The 17586-nt window shown below is 66.3% G+C and carries 14 protein-coding genes; 11 read left to right on the top strand and 3 right to left on the bottom strand.

The window, feature by feature from the left end:
* Positions 1–20 precede the first annotated feature (20 nt).
* The 3 genes from ku to PQI23_RS09270 all read left to right on the top strand — a co-directional run bounded on the left by ku (position 21) and on the right by PQI23_RS09270 (position 3338).
* A complete protein-coding gene (gene ku, locus PQI23_RS09280) occupies positions 21–980 on the top strand; it encodes a non-homologous end joining protein Ku (RefSeq protein ID WP_339973832.1) in 960 nt (319 codons plus the stop codon).
* Between the two features lie 103 nt (positions 981–1083).
* The gene (locus PQI23_RS09275) at positions 1084–1629 is read left to right on the top strand and encodes a PadR family transcriptional regulator (RefSeq protein WP_339973830.1); all 546 of its coding nucleotides are present in this window, start codon (positions 1084–1086) and stop codon (positions 1627–1629) included.
* Positions 1630–1634: 5 nt separating this feature from the next.
* Complete coding sequence (locus tag PQI23_RS09270) at positions 1635–3338, top strand: ABC1 kinase family protein (protein WP_339973828.1); 1704 nt, start codon at positions 1635–1637, stop codon at positions 3336–3338.
* Between the two features lie 66 nt (positions 3339–3404).
* On the opposite strand, the gene PQI23_RS09265 is transcribed toward PQI23_RS09270, so the two are convergent.
* Positions 3405–4475, bottom strand: a complete 1071-nt coding sequence (locus tag PQI23_RS09265; protein WP_339973826.1) for an MFS transporter — start codon at positions 4473–4475, stop codon at positions 3405–3407.
* Positions 4476–4708: 233 nt separating this feature from the next.
* On the opposite strand from PQI23_RS09265, the gene PQI23_RS09260 reads away from it, so the two are divergent.
* Both PQI23_RS09260 and PQI23_RS09255 read left to right on the top strand, forming a co-directional pair.
* A complete protein-coding gene (locus tag PQI23_RS09260) occupies positions 4709–5245 on the top strand; it encodes a TetR/AcrR family transcriptional regulator (RefSeq protein ID WP_339973825.1) in 537 nt (178 codons plus the stop codon).
* A 282-nt stretch (positions 5246–5527) separates the two neighbouring features.
* On the top strand, positions 5528–6043 hold the full coding sequence (locus tag PQI23_RS09255; protein WP_339973823.1) for a VanZ family protein: 516 nt from the start codon (positions 5528–5530) through the stop codon (positions 6041–6043).
* Between the two features lie 297 nt (positions 6044–6340).
* Here the strand turns inward: PQI23_RS09255 and PQI23_RS09250 are convergent, their stop codons facing one another.
* The gene (locus tag PQI23_RS09250) at positions 6341–10048 is read right to left on the bottom strand and encodes a phosphodiester glycosidase family protein (protein WP_339973821.1); all 3708 of its coding nucleotides are present in this window, start codon (positions 10046–10048) and stop codon (positions 6341–6343) included.
* A 547-nt stretch (positions 10049–10595) separates the two neighbouring features.
* Here PQI23_RS09250 and PQI23_RS09245 point away from each other — a divergent pair.
* The 6 genes from PQI23_RS09245 to PQI23_RS09220 all read left to right on the top strand — a co-directional run bounded on the left by PQI23_RS09245 (position 10596) and on the right by PQI23_RS09220 (position 16248).
* On the top strand, positions 10596–11594 hold the full coding sequence (locus tag PQI23_RS09245) for a 1-phosphofructokinase family hexose kinase (RefSeq protein ID WP_339973819.1): 999 nt from the start codon (positions 10596–10598) through the stop codon (positions 11592–11594).
* On the top strand, positions 11591–12400 hold the full coding sequence (gene surE / locus PQI23_RS09240; RefSeq protein ID WP_339973817.1) for a 5'/3'-nucleotidase SurE: 810 nt from the start codon (positions 11591–11593) through the stop codon (positions 12398–12400). Before PQI23_RS09245 ends, surE begins: the two co-directional genes overlap by 4 nt.
* Before the next feature lie 260 nt (positions 12401–12660).
* Complete coding sequence (locus PQI23_RS09235) at positions 12661–14274, top strand: molybdopterin-dependent oxidoreductase (protein ID WP_339973815.1); 1614 nt, start codon at positions 12661–12663, stop codon at positions 14272–14274.
* Between the two features lie 144 nt (positions 14275–14418).
* Positions 14419–14976, top strand: a complete 558-nt coding sequence (locus PQI23_RS09230; RefSeq protein ID WP_339973813.1) for a hypothetical protein — start codon at positions 14419–14421, stop codon at positions 14974–14976.
* An 82-nt stretch (positions 14977–15058) separates the two neighbouring features.
* A complete protein-coding gene (locus tag PQI23_RS09225) occupies positions 15059–15718 on the top strand; it encodes a hypothetical protein (protein WP_339973811.1) in 660 nt (219 codons plus the stop codon).
* A complete protein-coding gene (locus PQI23_RS09220; RefSeq protein WP_339973810.1) occupies positions 15715–16248 on the top strand; it encodes a signal peptidase I in 534 nt (177 codons plus the stop codon). The genes PQI23_RS09225 and PQI23_RS09220 overlap by 4 nt, the downstream gene beginning before the upstream one ends.
* Before the next feature lie 212 nt (positions 16249–16460).
* Here the strand turns inward: PQI23_RS09220 and PQI23_RS09215 are convergent, their stop codons facing one another.
* The gene (locus PQI23_RS09215) at positions 16461–17480 is read right to left on the bottom strand and encodes a hypothetical protein (RefSeq protein ID WP_339973808.1); all 1020 of its coding nucleotides are present in this window, start codon (positions 17478–17480) and stop codon (positions 16461–16463) included.
* Between the last annotated feature and the right edge of the window lie 106 nt (positions 17481–17586).

The following is a 17586-nucleotide window of genomic DNA, read 5'->3' as shown; positions in this document are numbered from 1 at the left end:
GATTCGGCTCTACTGTACGTATGAGAGCCATATGGACCGGGGCGATCACCTTCGGGCTCGTCAATGTGCCGGTGAAGCTGTTCAGCGCGACCGAGGATCACGATGTGGAGCTGCATCAGGTGCACGCGCGTGATGGCGGGAGGATCCGGTACCAGCGGCGTTGCGAGGTATGCGGGGAGGCCGTGGACTACGCCGATATCGATCGCGCCTACGTCGAGGACGACGAGACGGTCGTGCTCACCAAGGAGGAACTCGAATCGATTCCGCAGGAGCGCAATCGCGAGATATCCGTGGTCGAGTTCGTGCCCACGGATCAGCTCGACCCCATCATGTTCGAGAAGAGCTACTTTCTGCGCCCGGCCGGCAAATCGTCGAAGGCGTACGTTCTGCTGCGGCGAACGCTCGAGCAGACCGATCGGACGGCCATCGTGCAGTTCGCGCTCCGTCAGAAGACGAGGATCGCGGCGCTGCGAGTGCGTGACGACGTACTCGTCGTGCAGAACCTCCTCTGGCCGGACGAGGTGCGCGAGGCCGAGTTCCCGGAGCTCGACGAGCGCGTGCGGATCACCTCGAAGGAGCTGCAGTTGTCGGCGGCGCTCGTGAAGAGCTTCTCGAGCGACTTCGACGCCGCCGACTTCCGGGACGAGTACCAGGAGGAACTGCGGAAGCTCGTTCAGGCGAAGCTTGCCGAGGGCGACGCGCTCGACACCGAGGCGACCTTCGGGTCGTCCGGCGACGACGATGACGGCGATGCCGAGGTCATCGATCTCATGGCAGCGCTGAAGGAGAGCGTGCAGCGGTCGCGATCGGCGAAGCAGTCGGCGCGGAGACGAGCGCCCGCGAAGAAAACTACTGCGAAGCGGTCGTCGCCGAAGCCGTCGACGACGAAGAAGAGATCTGCTGCGAAGAAGCCTGCAGCCAGGAAGGCAACGGAGAAGAAAGCTGCTGCGAAGAAGACCGCTGCCCGGAAGAAGGGGTAGTGCAGACCGGAGCAGGGCAACGCGATACCCACGTATCGCTCAGGGTGTCGGCGTATATTGCCCAGTATCGTTCACCACGGTCATGAGAGACACGGAGGCAGCCATGCATCAGTCGTTCAATTCATTCGGGTTCGGAGCGGGAGCGGCGGGGGAGTCGCTCTGGGAGGCGATGGATCAGCTTCGCACGGGCTTCGAGAAACGAGCGGGGTCGCGCATGGCTCGCGGCGATGTGCGTGCGGCGGTGCTCTCGCTGCTGGCCGAGGAGCCGATGCACGGTTACCAGATCATTCGAGAGATCGAGCAGCGCAGTGGAGGTTCGTGGAAGCCCAGCGCGGGGTCGGTCTACCCGACGCTGCAGATGCTCGCCGACGAGGGCTTGATCTCCGCGGAGGAGTCCAATGGTCGCAAGACATATGCCCTGACCGATGCCGGAGGCGAAGCGGTGGCGGCCGGGGAGGCGACGGCGCCCTGGGAGACTGCGTCGAAGAGCGGGCCGAAGCGCCACGGGGCGCTCGCGCAGGCCGGGTTCGAGCTCGCGCAGGCAGCTGCGCAGGTCGGGCGTTCGGGCGACTCCGGGCAGGTGGCCGAAGCGGTCGAGGTGCTCGAAGACGCGCGTCGTCGCCTGTACAGCATTCTCGCCCAGGGCTGAACGGGGTGTCGTTCGAGATCACTTCGAGCGGCGACCTCCCGATCGACATCGACCGGGTTCGGTATCGCCGCATACTCCGGTTCGCATCTCGGCACCTCGCGCACGCCTGGTGGTTCGAGCTGGTGCTCCCGCGGCTCGGGCTGCACCGAATCACCGAGCGGACGCGACCGCGACGGATGCGCAGGTTCGCGCGCGCATTCCACGGACTCGCGGTCGAGCTCGGCGGCCTGATGATCAAGGTCGGCCAGTTCATGTCTTCCCGGCTGGACGTCTTGCCGCCGGAGATCACCGCGGAGCTCGAAGGTCTGCAGGACGAGGTGCCGCCGGAGTCCTTCGCCGATATCCGACGTCTCGCCGAAGCCGAGCTCGGCGTGCCGCTCGGAACGGTGTTCTCGGAGGTGAACGAGTCACCGCTCGCGGCGGCGTCGCTCGGGCAGGCGCACTCGGCGATCCTCGCCCCGGCTCTGGCGGAAGATGTAGGGTTCTCCAGGGCAGTGCTCAAGGTGCAGCGCCCCGGCATCGACGGCATCGTCGCGGTCGACCTCGCTGCCCTGCGCAAGGTCGGCCGCTGGCTGAGTCATGTGCGTCTCGTGTCGCGCCGCGTCGACATGCCGGCGCTCGTGGAGGAGTTCGCGGCGACGAGTCTCGAGGAGATCGACTACCTGCAGGAGGCGGCGAACGCGGAGCGCTTCCGCGAGAACTTCGCCGAGCAGGCCGGGGTATCGATACCCGAGGTGGTCTGGGAGCGCACGAGTCGCCGTGTGCTGACGCTCGAGGATGTCTCGGCGATCAAGGTGTCGGACACGGAGGCACTGCGTGCGGCGGGAATCGATCCTCATGATGTAGCGCTGCGCTTCGCCGCCGTCATGTTCGATCAGTTGTTCACGCACTCCTTCTTCCACGCCGATCCCCATCCCGGCAACGTCTTCGTCACTCCGTCACAGGCCGCTGATCCGGGGGAGTGGCGACTCACCTTCATCGACTTCGGGATGATGGGCGAGGTGCCGGCGGGCACTCGGGGAGCCTTGCGATCTCTGCTGATCGCAGCGGCCACCCGCGACGGGCGCGGGCTCGTCGCCGCCATGCGCGACGTCGGCGTTCTCCTGCCGACGGCCGACGTCGCGGAACTCGAGCGCGCGATGATTCAGCTCTTCGCCCGGTTCGGGGGCATGGGGTTCGCCGAGCTCCGGAACGTCGACCCGCGCGAACTCAGCGACTTCGGCCACGAGTTCAGCGACGTGATCCGCACGCTTCCGTTCCAGCTCCCCGAGAACTTCCTGCTCATCATCCGCGCGATCTCGCTCACCTCGGGAGTGTGCAGCACCCTCGATCCGAAATTCAATCTCTGGGATGCGATCGAGCCCTACGCTCAGCGGCTCATCCGCGAGGAACGCGGCAACGTGCTCGCCGATGCGACGCGACGCGCGATCGACGCGGCGCGCGCCTTCACAGTCCTCCCGTCGCGCATCGGTGCCACACTCGACCGCATCGACAGCGGAGAACTCGAAGTGCGCGCGCCGCAGCTCGAGCAGCGCCTGCGGCGGGGCGAGACGCGGCGCCGGAATCAGACCCCCGCGATCCTCTTCGGGTCGCTCCTGATCAGCGGCGCGCTGATCCGCGACGCCGACACGGTACTCAGCACGGCGTTCATGCTCGGCTCTCTCGCGCCGCTCGGGCTCGTCGTCGTCAACGCGCTCCGGCGCCGGTAGCGTCTCTGCAGAATTGGCGATCGTGAGCCCTCGCGCGGCTGGTGCCGTGCCGCACGCGAGTGCGTTTCACGCCCGTGTCGCCGTCCGCCGGTGTTCGGCGCTGCGGCGCTCGGCGACGCGGGGAGCGAGGAAGATCGCGACCGCCATGAGCACGAGCGGCGCGAGTAGGGCGGTGCGCAGCCCGGCGTGCTCGCCGATGAAGCCGAGGAGCGGTGGGCCGACGAGGAACGCGACATAGCCGACAGTGGCGACGATCGCCACGCGGGTGGCGGGATCCTGCCCCGACGCGCCCGCGACCGACAGGGCGACGGGGAAACCCAGGGAGGCGCCGAGCCCCCAAAGGATCACCGCAGCACCTGCCGCGATCTGGTGATCGACGAAGATGACGATAGCGAGTCCGATGACGCCCGAGACAGCGCTCGCGCAGAGCACGGCGGGCCGGCCGAAGCGCTCGATGAACGGTCCGCCCGCGAACCGGCCGACCGTCATCGATGCGGCGAACACCGCGTAGACCGCCGATCCGAAGGCGGGATCGAGGCCGTGCCCGTCGACCATGACGAGTGGCAGCCAGTCGTTCGCCGTTCCCTCGGCGAAGGCCATGGCGAGCACGACGACGCCGATGAGGATCAGCCGTCCGTCCATCGCCGAGCGCAACCGGTCCCGCCCGCGCGACTTCGACGCATCGCGCTGCGCGATGCCGACGCCCGGCGGGACGTGCGGGATCGCGGCGACGAGCGCAGCGGTCGCGATCGCGCCGACCGCGCCGAGATGCCAGACCACCGGGACCTCGAGTGCGGTGAACCCGATGCCGGCCGTCGCGCCGACGACCGTTCCCAGACTGAAGAAGCCGTGCAGGGCGGGCAGCACCGGCCGACCGAAGCCGCGCTCGATGTCGGCGCCCTCCACATTCATCGCGATCTCACTCCCGCCCATGCCGAGGCCGAACACGAACAGCCCGGCGGTGACGACGAGCGGCGCGCCGGTCGCCGACCCCCAACCGATCGTGGGCATGCTGAGAATCACTCCGACAGTGCCGACGAGGATGAGCGGGCGCGCGCCGAACCGAGCCACGAGCGGACCCGACGAGAGGATGCCGATCATGGAGCCCGCCGACAGCCCGAAGAGCACGAGCCCCATCTCTGCGGTCTAGAGCTGCAGCAGATCCCGGATCGCCGGCGTGCGAGTGACCCATGATGCGATCGTGACGCCGGGGATGAAGAACAGTGCGAAGAGGGCGAGACGACGACGGGACAGGACTGAATGCAAAGCGGCTCCCAGATGTGGTGGCGCTCCACGCGGAGTGGCGCGAGCTCCGACGAGTGTGTACAAATGTACATACAGAATGTGTTCAAATGTACACGAGGAGAGCGATGGCCGACGAGGTATCCGACAGAAGATCGCAGATCGTGAATGCGGCGATCGACGACATCATCGAGCTCGGACTGCATCGCGTGACACATCGCTCGATAGCCTCGCGGGCGTCGGTGCCGCCGGGCTCGCTCACCTACTACTTCGGCGGCCTCCACGAGATCTTCGAGGCGGCGTTCGAGCACATGTACCTCTCGATGTCTCGGGAGTATCGAGTGAAACTCGAGCAGGTCGCGAGCACGGATGCGGCGATCGACGCCGTCGCCGACCTCATCACGGGCGACTACATGGACGAGAGGCAGATGCGGGCGCTGTTCGAGATGTACTCCTTCGGCAGCTTCAACGCGACGGTGCGTGCCTACTGCCACGAATGGATGACGCTGAGTCGAGAGGCCCTGTCACTGCACTTCCCCGAGCGCACCGCGCAGGCCCTCGATGCCCTCATCGAAGGGTGGCCGATGCACCGGTACTTCGAACGCCGCGACCTCGATCGGGCGTACGTGCGCGACGTGGTGCAGGCCGTCGTGCGTCTGAGCTGAGCACGGGCGAGCGATCCTCGCGGCATCGCGTCACGCGCCCGACGCGCCACCGTCTCTTTGTGCAAGAGCACGAGTACCGCATCGCTCACCTCCTGCACACCCGAGATTGTGGGGCCGCCGCACGTGCTCGATAGTGTCGTGACTATGAGTGACCACCCATTCGAGACTGTCCCGGTGCTTCCAGTGGCGGTTCCCTTTGCGGCTGCGGTACTCGTTCTGCTGCTGATCCACCTGGGAAGGCGGAGGAGACTCACCTGGCCCCGTGCCGCTGTCGGAGGTGCGGTGGCCATATATGCGGCGGGCATCTTCGCCAACACAGTGTTTCCCATTCACCTGGACCCGGTACGGATCGGCCAGCCGTGGACGCCGCATGTGGCGCTCGTGCCGTTCAACGACTACGAGGTCGGCGACGCGCTCATGAACATCGGTGTGTTCGTGCCGCTGGGAGTGCTCATACCGCTGCTCATGCGGCGGCCCTCCGCGTGGAAGGTGCTGGTGGCAGCGGCGACGACGAGTTTCTGCATCGAAGCGGCGCAGCTCGCCGCCCAGGCCTTCTTCGCCGGCGGCGACATCGCAGATGTCAACGACTTCATCTGGAACGTCACGGGCGGAATGCTCGGCTACGGCCTCCTCCGGCTCGCGTCCCGCTCTTCGCGGGTGTCGCGCGAGCTCGCCGGCTTCCGATGGCACGATGCCGCGGGTGTCTCCGCGGTGAGCGCGGCAGGCGCGGTAGGCACGGTAGTCGCGCTCGACCCTCTCGGCGGCACCCGGCCTGCCGGCGACGCACTGCACGAGTGAGACGCAGGTGTAGCCCAGCTCGCTCCTACGGGTTGGGGGCGCAGGGGCGGAACTGGGCTACGCAGGTAAGACGAGTGGCGGAGGGGATTCGTCACAAAACATCTGTCACGACTGGGGCCTTCCAACTCGCGAGCAGCCTGAGACGATCTTCGTGGGCGGTGCCCGGCTCCGCGGAAGACCGTGGCGTCCCGCCGTGCTGCGCTGGGGCCCGGCGAAGGTCGCCAGGTTCAGGGCTCGCCGCCGGGAACGTCGCCGCGGGCCGCAACGCTCTGCTGGTACCCGCGGCGACGGCCACCTCTAACGGTGTTCTGGCCCGTGCCCGGCTGGGGCCGACCAGCGGCGACGCGAGAAGAGGAGCAGACTGCCCGCGGCGAGGAGCGCGCTCATGAGCGCGATCGCGAGCGGCCACTGAAGCTCGGAACCACCGGTGTCGGCAAGGACCCGATTTCCGTCGGAGCCGATTGCAGTTTCGGCCGCGGCAGCGGCACCAGGGGCGGTCTCGTCCCCGTCTCCGGTTCCGGTGACTCCGCCGTTGCCGGGTTCTCCCGTGTCTCCTGGCTCAACCGGGTTGCCCGGTGCGTTCGGGTCTCCCGGCTCAACAGGGGCGCCAGGCTCGAGAGGGTCGCCCGGATCCGCAGGGCCGGTCGCGTCCTCCGCGACCGTGATCGCGTGCTCGTTGGTGACGCCGTTCACGGTCACCCTCAGCGTTGCATCCCCCGCCCCGGTCGCGGTCAATGCCCCGGTCGACGGGTTGAATCGGAGCACGCTCTCGTCGACTGCCTCGCTCGCGCTCGCGCTCACTGCACGACCTCGCTCATCGGTCTCGACCGATCCGTCGTCGACCACGACGCCGTCGCCGCCCCACACCGCGCTCATCGGCCACTGCACGGGAACGATGCGCCCGCCGTCCTGCGAGATGGTGGCGTCGACGGTCACCGCCTCGCCGACGGTCATCGCCGCCGGAATCGCCGCCGTCGCGCCGAGCGTGAGCTCGTCGACACGGGGCTTTACTTCGGCCTGCAGCCAGTTCGTGCGGCTCGCCACGGGGGCCGGGTCGTGACCTACGACACCCGAGTTCGGGTTGATGCCGAGCATCGTCCAGCCGGTGAAGCCACCCTTATCGGGCGTGCTCGAGGGCCCCTTGCCACTATTGCCGCTGAGGAACGTCGATACGCCCTCGTGGCTCGTCGCATGGAACACCCCCGCGTGGGCGTTGATCGAGGCGATCGACTTGCCCGTGTCGGCTCGGAACACCGCGAGGCGATCCTGGTATCGCTTCGCTTCGATGCGATCACTGATCTGGCTGTCCTTGCTGCTCTTCGGGTCGTCCACCGGGTGGTGCGCGAACACGAGCACGCCAGTGACCGTCGAGTCTTTCTCGGCCTCGGCGAGCGCGTCTTCGAGGAAGCGCATCTGTTGCTTGTCAGAGCCGTTGAATGAGCCGTTCGCGGTGTTCAGGGTGATGACGAGCGTGCCGCCCACTTGCTGCTTCGTCTTCGTCGGCCCGAATTCCGCGATGAAGTTGTCGATCGAGCCGCCCATCACTTCGTGGTTGCCTGGAAGGTAGATCCAGGGCAGCTTGTCGCCGATTTCCTCGTCGAGGATTCTCCGTGCGAGCGCGAAGTCCTCGGGAGCAGCCTCATCGACGAAGTCACCGTTGATCACGAACATCTCGGGCTTCGCGGCGAGGATCTCGCGCAGCGTCTGCCGAGCCCCCTGTACGTTCGGCCCCTCGGGATTGCGGGCGACGAACTGTGCGTCGCTCATCACCGCGATGCGCTGTGCGCGCTCGTCGACAGTGCCGTTGGTGACGACGAGCGGATCATGCTCGACCGGCGCCTGCGGCTGTGCCACCTCGGGTGCGACGACGGCGCGGATGCCGGCGAACATGGTTTCGCCCTGGTACTGCTTCGCTGCCGAGGTTTCCATCATGCGCACTCGCTCGAGCTTCAGCGGGTAGGCGGTGCCGACCGGCACGTTGAACGTGAGCTCCTGCCAGCCCGTCCAGCTCGTGTGAGCGCCGTCGATGTTCATGGTCGTGCCAGCACCGGTCTTCATCTGGAGGCGCGGCCAGGTGCTATTGCCATCCCCGTGCACCCACATCTTGATCGCCTTCGGCTGCCCCGCGATTTCGATGGGCTCCGGTGCGACGGCATATGCGCCGCGCGTGCCCGTGGACGAAGCGAAGTCGTAGGTGAGTTTCAGCCCTGCCTCGCCGTTCGGTCCGGTTGCTTCAGCGATGTGACCGGTCGCCCGGTCTGAGCGGAAGGTCCAGTCCTTCGCGTTTGCGAGGTCTGACACCGGCTCCTCTTCCAGGCCGATCGTCACCGCTACGTCGACGCGGCGGTCACCCGCGGAGAACGACACGGTCGCTGCCCCCGATGCCGCACGCGGGGTGATCGTGAACGTATTTCCGTCGAGCGATTCAACGGCGACATCTGCACCTGCCGAGACCGTAAGATCTGCGGCCTCGATGGGTGCGCTGAAGCCGTCCTTGTCGAGGCCGGTGATCGTCACCGTTCCGCTGCCGTTCTCGTCGGCGAGTGCGATGACGCTCTGGCTCGCGCGGAGTCTGTCGAGGTCGCCGAGCACACGTATCTCGCTCGTCGCTGACTTGCCTTCGGCGGTGAACGTGACGAGCTCGGTGCCCGGGGAGGCTCCGATGACCTTGGCCGTGTCTCCGTCAACTGCTGCGAGCGTCGCGTTTCCTCCCGCGACCGAGAATTCGCCCGAGGTAGCACGTGCACCGCGGTTCGAGTCGAGGCCGATGCCCGAGACCGTCCGTGAGAAACCGGGGAACACCGCGTCTGCGTCGTCGAGTTTCGACTCGGGAGCGACCAAGACGTCGACGAGTCCCGCGTCGGGAGCAGTCGACGAGAACACCAGACTGTTGGGCACGCTGCGCAGGTGACCGTCGGAGGGCGCGTTGCCAACGCTGAGCTCGCTGGTTCCCGGCTCGCGCATGAGAAGGGTGCTGGATCCGCCACCATCGAGGTTCACAGCATTATGCGCGCCGAGCTCGACCATGAACTCCCCGAGCTCGTCGAGAGCCATGCCGCGGGAATGACTCTGGCGTCCGTCGAGGGAGACCACGATAACCTCGCTGCCGTCCTCGCTCACGCCGACGGCGGTTCGGGGCTCGCCCCTGTCAGGAGCACCCACGGCTGCGCCATCAGCGACAAGCCGTTGGTTGCCGCTGATCGCGAGATCGACGTCGGCGCTCGTGGCGACCGTAACCGGCAGTGGATCGCCCGGCTTCACGTCTGCGAAGAGATCGACGGCTGACCCGCGCGCGAGCACGACGCCCGTTCCCGCAGCGATGGCGGTCGGCCCCGTGATCTCAGCGAGATCGTCCGACGTGCGCGTCACGATCCCGTCGTTCACTTCAACGCGCAGGAACTTCGGATCGATGTTCGAAGGCCCGCCGATGGCGCGCGCGATGGGATACTCACCCCACATGGGAGTGAAGTACCCGATACCGTCGGCGGGAATACCGATGTTGTTGACGGTGCTCACATCGTGCGTGGTACCCGACACCTCGAGAGTGGCGGCCGAGGTAAGCGCCTGGATCGCGGCGATGCCCTCGGTGATCGTGAAGCTCTCGACCGGTGACCCGCTCGTGGACTTCACGCCTTCGCTCGACGAGACATTGGTGCCTTGAGCGACACCCGAGTTGTTGATGTCGAAGAACGAGCCGTTGACCGCGGCCACGGCGTGATCGCCGAGGGTGTGCTCGGTGACGGGGGCAGGTTTCGTGAGGCTGCCCGAGTCGCGCACGTCCATCGACAGCGTCGGGGTGGAGAGGTCGGCAACGAGCACGTCACCAGTCACCCAGCCCTCGCCCTGCAGCCGGTCGAAGCTTGTGGCCTTCAGGCCCGGGGCGAGCTGCCGCGTATCTGCGCGAAGCAGGCTCGAATCGCTGCCGCTGAGGTCGAGGCCCCCGGTGTCGGGTGACGCGTAGCTGGCCGTCAGTGTGGATTCGGGAGCGAGAGCGATGCTGCTCACAGCGATGCCGAGACAGAGCCCGGCTGCGAGCGTTCTTTTCAGGGGTGTTCGTCTAATTACAGACACGAGTTGCCGCAGACCTTTCTTGAGTGTGGAATGCACGTGCGGCCATTCAGACTGAATTGCATGGCCGCCGGACGCTCAGGTCAGCGTAGGGAAGCAGAGTAGCGCGAAGGTTGCCTGCGGGTGGACGGGAGGATCGCCGGACTCGTCGGCATTGCGTTCGCCCATTTCGGCGGGTGAGTACGAGCCTGTCGAAAAGTGCGGTCCTGCCGCAGGGCCCGCATCGCAGCCCGGTGCCGGCGGACGGCGCTCGGGTATTTCCCGGCCCGGTCGCTGACCGTGACCGAAACGCCGTTCACCGGCGTTCCGGCAGCGGTGAGCAGATCGAGATGGCTCGGCCAGTACCCGAGAAGCCTCCCGCCGCGAGCACGGCAGGTGAAGCAGGGCGTGCGGAATCTGAACCTGCGACCTCGCCTCGATTCACTGAGATGGCGTTCGGCGCAAGGGGCGAGCGAAGCGCTGATGCTCGGCATATGGTACGCGTATGAGTGATGTGACGATCTACGCGCCTTCTCCGATTCTCACTGTGACCGTCGAGGATCATCCATCTGGTAATGAGGTGCACGTGCACGCGGGTGGACAGGGGGTCTGGCAGGCGCGGATGCTCCGACGGCTGGGGATGGAGGTGACACTGTGCGCTGTCCTCAGCGGCGAGACGGGCGGCGTGCTTCGGCATCTGATCGAGGATGAAGGCCTCCGGCTGGTATCCGTGGCACGTGAGGGGCGGGGAGCGGCTTACGTGCACGACCGGCGAGCCGGTGAGCGGCGCGAGATTGTTGCCGAGCAGGGCGATCCGCTCGGCAGGCACGAGCTCGACGAGTTGTACAGCGTCATGATCCGCGAAGGATTGGAGACGAAGTTGGTCGTGTTGAGTGGTCCCGCGGGCGACGACGTCCTTCCTGCAGAAACCTATCGCCGACTGGCCAGTGATCTGCGGACCGTTGGCGCGAGGGTGGTCGTCGATCTCGCCGGAGATCGAATGGATGCGGCTGTGGCGGGAGGTGTGGACGTTCTGAAGGTGAGCCATGAGGAGCTCCTCGACGCAGGACTCATCTCCGAGCCCACGGAGGAGGAGATCTGCGCGGCGATGCGGTCGTTGCGTTCCCGCGGGGCAGAATGCGTGATCGTCACTCGGGCCTCCGATCCTTCGCTCTTCCACGACGAGCATGGTGTGCTGGAGGTGACCGCACCGCAGCTCGAGACCACTGACACCCACGGGGCCGGAGACTCGTTGACCGCGGGCATCGTCGCCGGCATGTCGAGAGGTCAGAGCGCACGCGAGGCCGTCATCCTCGGAGCTGCCGCGGGCGCATTGAATGTCACCCGGCACGGCCTGGGAACCGCCGACGCCGGGGCCGTCGCCAAACTGCAGGAACTGATTACCACTCGCATTGTAGATGACGGTGCGGAGGAACGCGCGGAAGGCCGCTCTAACCGGGAGAGCACGGACGATGCGGATACCCGCGCGGAGGGGGACGAATGATGGCGCGCGTTCTCGTCACCAACGACGACGGCATTGATGCTCCGGGGTTGCTGGCTCTCGCCGCAGCCGCAGTCGCAGCGGGATACGACGTCACCATCGCCGCGCCGGCGACGCAGTCCAGCGGTTCGAGCGCGTCCATCATGGCCGAGGACGAAGACGGACGGATCGCCGTCGACCGCCGTGGGTTCGATGAGCTCCCGCACGTCTCTGCGTTCGCCGTCCACGGCGGACCCGGCCTCATCGCCATGATCGCGGCACGCGGAGCATTCGGCGAACCGGCCGACGTGGTGCTGTCGGGCGCCAACCACGGAGCAAATGTCGGACGCGCGATTCTTCATTCCGGAACGGTGGGAGCAGCGCTCACCGCGGCGCTGAACGGGGCGCGCGGCCTAGCCGTGTCGCTGGACGTGGGGATGCAGCCACGGGAGTTCCACTGGGAGACGGCCGCCGAAGCGGCTGTGGGGTTGTTACCGCAATTGCTGCGGCTGCCTGTCGGGACCACGCTGAATGTCAACGTGCCCAACGCCGGCAGCCATCGCGGCTACATGGAGACCGCCCTGGCACCGTTCGGAATCGTTCAGACGACACTCTCTGAAAACGATGCGCAGTACATCCGACTGGCGGTCGAAGACCTCCCGAATCGTCCCGAGCCCGGAACGGATGCCGCCCATCTGGCCGACGGATGGGTGACGGTCACGGCCGTCGACCCCGTCGCACACACTCGACTCGGCCTCTTCGACACGGGCCCCGAGCTCATCGCCCGTGACGGCTCCTCGGGCGATGATTCCTCTGGCGACGAGACGTGACAAGTTACACGGCGCTCGCCTTCTCGAGCAGTTCGAGTCGGAACAGGGGCGCGACGCCTACTACTTTCGCGGACGCTTCGGGAGCACGTCAACTGAAACCAATCCGGCCCACAACCCGCCTTGCATCGTTTCCGGTTGATCGCGCGGGCGTCAAATGGTCAACGTCCTTGGGTGCGCCTCGGAAATTCCATCCGTTGCGTGCTCGGCGACGAACACACTATGCACGGCGAAACTGATGTGCCGATCGAGAGGCGACGACGATGGCAAAATCGACAGCTCCAGCGACCAAGTCGAAGAACCGCCGCTGGGTCTGGGCCCTGTGGAGCGCGCTCGCCGGCATCGTGAGCGCTGCGGCGTTCCTCGCCGTCGCCGAACTCGCCGCTCTGCTCGTCGCCCCTGAGAGCAGCCCGATCCTCGCCGTCGGTTCGTTTGTGATCGACATCGTGCCGCAGCCGATGAAGGAGTTCGCGATCGCGACCTTCGGTGAAGCTGACAAGGTCGTGCTGCTCTGCAGTCTCGGCCTGGCGGTCATCATCGCCGCCGCGATCGGTGGCATCCTGCAGTTCTTCGCGCGCCCGTTCGGGCTCGTCGTCATCGTCATCGCCGGAGCGCTCTCGACCGCCGCGATCGTCACCCGTGCCGGTGCATCGGTGCTCGCCGCCGCCCCGCCGATCCTGGGCACCCTCGTCGGCTGCGCCGTGCTCATCCTGCTCATCACACGGCTGCGCGGGTGGTCGGGTGACGTGGTCGTGGATTCCGCGGCTCGGACCGGGTCGCCCGACGCCGAGCCACCCGCAGCACGCGAGGTCGGCCGCCGGTGGTTCCTGATCGTCACGGGCGCTGTCGGCCTGTCGGCCGTGGTCGTCGGCATCGGGGCTCGCATGCTCAACGCCACGAGCGCCTCCATTGACGCCGCCCGCCGCGAGTTGCGGCTGCCCGAGCCGCGGACGACCGTCACGATCCCCCAAGGCGCCGAGTTCGAGGTCGATGGTCTGTCACCTCTGATCACCCCCAACGCCGACTTCTACCGCGTCGACACGGCTTTGACGGTGCCCGCGGTCGACCCCGCCACATGGCGGCTCGTGATCGATGGGATGGTCCGCGAGCGGGTGGAGCTGAGTTTCGACGACCTCGTCGGCATGGGGCTCGACGAGTATGCAGTCACGCTTACGTGCGTTTCCAACGAGGTCGGCGGCGGGCTCGTCGGCAACGCGATCTGGCAGGGCGTCCCCATCCGCGACATCCTGAACATGGCCGGGCCGCAAACAGGAGCCGACATGGTGCTCTCGCGCAGCGTCGACGGCTACACGGCATCCACCCCGCTCGAATCGCTCACCGACGACGGGCTCGACGCGATCCTCGCTGTCGCGATGAACGGCGAGCCGCTGCCCCCTGAGCACGGCTTCCCCGTGCGCATGGTCGTGCCCGGCCTGTACGGCTACGTATCGGCGACCAAGTGGGTCACCGAGCTGAAGGTCACGACGTTCGACGCCGACGAGGCGTACTGGACACCGCGCGGATACGCCGCGCAGGCGCCCATCAAATTCGCCTCGCGCGTCGACACCCCTCGTACGGGAAAGCCGGTCGAGGCGGGTACAGTCGCCGTCGCGGGCGTCGCGTGGGCCCAGACCGTCGGCATCGATCGCGTCGAGGTGCGGATCGACGACGGCGACTGGCAGTCCGCCACCCTCTCGAATCCCATCAACTCCGACACCTGGGTGCAGTGGATGATGCCGTGGGAGGCCACCGCCGGAACCCATTACGTCGAGGTGCGGGCCATCAACAAGAACGGCGAGACCCAGATCGAGGAGCGCGCACCGATCGCGCCCGACGGGTCGAGCGGTTGGCAGCGGGTACTCGTGACAGTCACCTGACCGCCACCTCCTCACCGTCAGCTCTTGCCGAGCGGCGACTCAGACCTCTGACTCGGACGGATGCTCACCGCTGTGGCGCGCCCGACACGTCGCTCGACGAGGCGGTGCGCGGCTCACTGGAACGCATCGACCGGGGAAGCACCCGTGACGTCAATGAGACGCAACGGTGTAGTCGCATCCGCGATTCTCGCGCTTGCGCTGCTCGGAGCCGGAGCGCAACCGGCGCACGCTGCTGAGGTACTCGCGCCCGACGGCCCCGCGAGCGTCGAGGTACGCGTCATCGGCCCCGGACACGATGTCGAATGGTCGATGGGTGCGCGAAACGTCGCTGCGAGCCCCGTGGCGCCGACCTTCGAAGTGACGAACGTCACCGGCGACATCTTCGCCGGTGACACGCCCGCCACTATCACGCTGACCAACGGAAACGACGTGCTGTATCAGAGACAGGTCGCGGACGTCGTCGGCACGGTGTTCGGGGTCGACGAGGTCGACCCCGGTGAGAGCATCTCCTTGGGCGCCTCAGTTCTACTGCCGAGCGAGGCCGGCGACGAGTACCGCACCGCCGCGGGGGTCGTCGACTGGAAGTTCTCCGCTTTCGTGTCGGGGGAGCCCACACCAACCCCGGCTGAACCCCGGTTCCGGCAGACCCGCCCAGCGCTCCCTACCTGCCCACCACCGGCGGTGCCGACTTCGTTTGGTTAGCCTCTGCGACCATCGGCGCCGGGGGGTGCGTGCTTCTGGCCGCGCTGCAGCGACGGCGATCCAGCGAGAATCGAGGTCGACCGTGAACGCCAGCCATGGGGGAACTGTGGCGAGACGCCGCAGAAGCGGCATCGCCGTCGGGGCACTGCTGCTGACGATGATCGGAGCAACGACGGTCGTAATGGCGGCCGTCGGGTCCACGGTCGCCGCATACACAGACCGCGCTGATCTGCGCATCTCCGCAGAAGCACGATTCGACGCCGTCTATATCGACGACGACGGGAGCGTGACCGGGTTCGGCTCGGACGGGCTTCAGGCAGAACTTACCGGTGATGAGCCGTTTGTTCCGGGTGCGACAGCGGTGACGTCGCTGCGCATCGGGAACAACAGCGCCCAGGTTCCTATGGCCCTCACCGCTCAGCTCGCGGGAGTCGCCGACGTCAGCACCGAGGTGCGGGTGTCGGCGGCGCTGGTGCGCGAAGACGGCAGCACGGAGATGCTCATCGGCGACCCCGACGCGCCTGAGGACGGGGTCGCACTGACCGATGCGGCGGTCCCGGTGGTGCCGCTCGCGGCCCGCGAGGCGGGACCACTTCCCGACGGTGCCACGTGGTCCGGCCCCGTTGAGAGTGCTACGACGTTGCGCATCTTTCTGCATCTGCTCGATACTCCCGAGTTGCACGCGCAGGAAGCCGGCGAGCTTAACGTGTCGATCGCGCTGACGGCGACTGCTGACTCATGACCTCGGTGAGCGCCAGACGAGCGAGCAGGGCATTGCGAACCTTCGAGGTCGTGCGCTCCATCCTCCTCAACTTCGCCGCGGTCATCGGCGTGCTCTCGATACTGCTCGTCGTCATCACGCTGGCATCGGGTCTGCGCCCGCTCGTGGTGATCTCGGGATCAATGGAGCCCGGGATCCCTACGGGTTCACTTATCCTCACGCCAACCGTTCCCGCGTCGGAGCTTGCCGTCGGCGACGTGGTGACGGTGCCGAGACCCGATGGACTCGGACCAGTGACGCACCGCATCATCGCTATCGAGCCCGCAGCCGAGGGAGGCACCCAGCTCAAGCTGCAGGGCGACGCGAATGCGTCGCCAGATCCGCAGCCCTCCACGGTCGCCGAAGCCGGACTGCTGCAATTCACCGTCCCATACCTCGGTGCCGTGGTGCAGGCCGTGCGCAGCCCGCTGGGCCTCGCCGGCATCGGCATCTTCCTCATCGGACTGGTCGTGCTCTACTTCGTAGGGCCCAGTGAGGAAGACGCGAAATAGTGAGAGGGCCCATACGTAAGGCGCGGGAAGCGCCCATAAGCGCAGCACCGCCGCGCCCGCGCGGTCAGCGAGATTCGATTTCGAGATGCAACTACAGCTCGCCCTTCTTCATCCGTTCCCATCGCACTCGCGGTGGGAGCCCTCGGCAAGTCGGATAGTCAATCGCTTACGAGGGTCAGAGCCACTCACCAAATCTCGGAACTTCGAGTCTGTCACTTCAGCACCGTAAACTCATTTTCAGAGAACAAGGTGATGCGCGAGCCGTAGTACTGGAGGTACCACTGGCCGGTGAGACGAGTCTCCCAGATGTTACCGTTGTGGTCACATCCTCCAACCGTTGTCCAGGGATATGACCCGTGCTCATCCTCGATAGCAGTTCCCTCCGGGCCGAGAGCTCGAAGTTGGCACGCGGTTTCCGTTGTTTCGCCTGTGACCGGATCAAGTCGGATCGTTAGGCTCTCATCTTCACGGGACGAAACGAGCACCCCGAACTCGGATACGTCTGTCAAAGAGGCGTTCCCCCAATCGAGTACGCGTCGCATCGGTTCGCTGCTTCCGGGCAGAAACATCACCACTTCGGTTTGGTCGCAGTTCGTTCTGCACAGGACGATGGGGCCGTCATCAGATCCACTTCCTCCGCACGCAGAGTCCATGAAGTGCCCTTCACCTGGCTCGATGGTGAATTCAACGAGCGAGGGGGCGGTCTGACCATCGACGTATACGGTCGCTGCGTTGGTCGCCGCGGTCTCTATGGCAAGCGCATTCGCGCTGACTTGAACTCCACGCCCGTCGACGAAGTTCAGTCCCGAAGAGTCGGCTGGTGTGCGTGGTTCTCCCGTCGAAGCATCGAGTACGACTGAACGATTGCCCGCACCAGACACCACGATGTGATCAGAAGTAGCGAAGAGGTCGTACGAATCACGTGCATAGTTGCCGTAGGCGTCGCGGGGCTGCCCGTCTGCGAAGGTTACCTCGTCGATTACGCGGGACCACCCTCGCTGTCCGGAGGACTCGAATGCGGTCACTGAGACGTCTCCGCTACCCGAGTTGATTGTGAGCGTGACGAAGGAGTTTCGCGTAGCGGCAACTGTGGAAAAGTCGAGCGCATCATCAATTCGGATGCTTTGATGACCACCGTCCGAAAGACGCAGTAGATGAACTTCTGGCGGCTGCTCGAGGGAAAGATGGTAGCCGAACGAGCATGCAACCGTGTTGTCGGAAGCGATGAGCACACAACTGGACGCAGGGGAATCCGGTCCATCGGGTCTGCTGCACGTTTAGGTGACAGATTAGTCAGGCAGCGAGTGCGACCTGCTCGTTCATGATGGCCTCGTACTC

This window comes from Leucobacter sp. USCH14 (assembly GCF_037619215.1).
Classification (GTDB): Bacteria; Actinomycetota; Actinomycetes; order Actinomycetales; family Microbacteriaceae; genus Leucobacter.
The sequence above is the reverse complement of the archived record's forward strand: the minus strand, read 5'-3'. Positions and strand labels throughout refer to the sequence as shown.

Coding starts and splice junctions, on each gene's coding strand:
- PQI23_RS09245 (WP_339973819.1), top strand. CDS start 10,596: ATGAGTGATGTGACGATCTACGCGCCTTCTCCGATTCTCACTGTGACC.
- PQI23_RS09265 (WP_339973826.1), bottom strand. CDS start 4,475: ATGGGGCTCGTGCTCTTCGGGCTGTCGGCGGGCTCCATGATCGGCATC.
- PQI23_RS09235 (WP_339973815.1), top strand. CDS start 12,661: ATGGCAAAATCGACAGCTCCAGCGACCAAGTCGAAGAACCGCCGCTGG.
- PQI23_RS09220 (WP_339973810.1), top strand. CDS start 15,715: ATGACCTCGGTGAGCGCCAGACGAGCGAGCAGGGCATTGCGAACCTTC.
- PQI23_RS09260 (WP_339973825.1), top strand. CDS start 4,709: ATGGCCGACGAGGTATCCGACAGAAGATCGCAGATCGTGAATGCGGCG.
- surE (WP_339973817.1), top strand. CDS start 11,591: ATGATGGCGCGCGTTCTCGTCACCAACGACGACGGCATTGATGCTCCG.
- PQI23_RS09275 (WP_339973830.1), top strand. CDS start 1,084: ATGCATCAGTCGTTCAATTCATTCGGGTTCGGAGCGGGAGCGGCGGGG.
- ku (WP_339973832.1), top strand. CDS start 21: ATGAGAGCCATATGGACCGGGGCGATCACCTTCGGGCTCGTCAATGTG.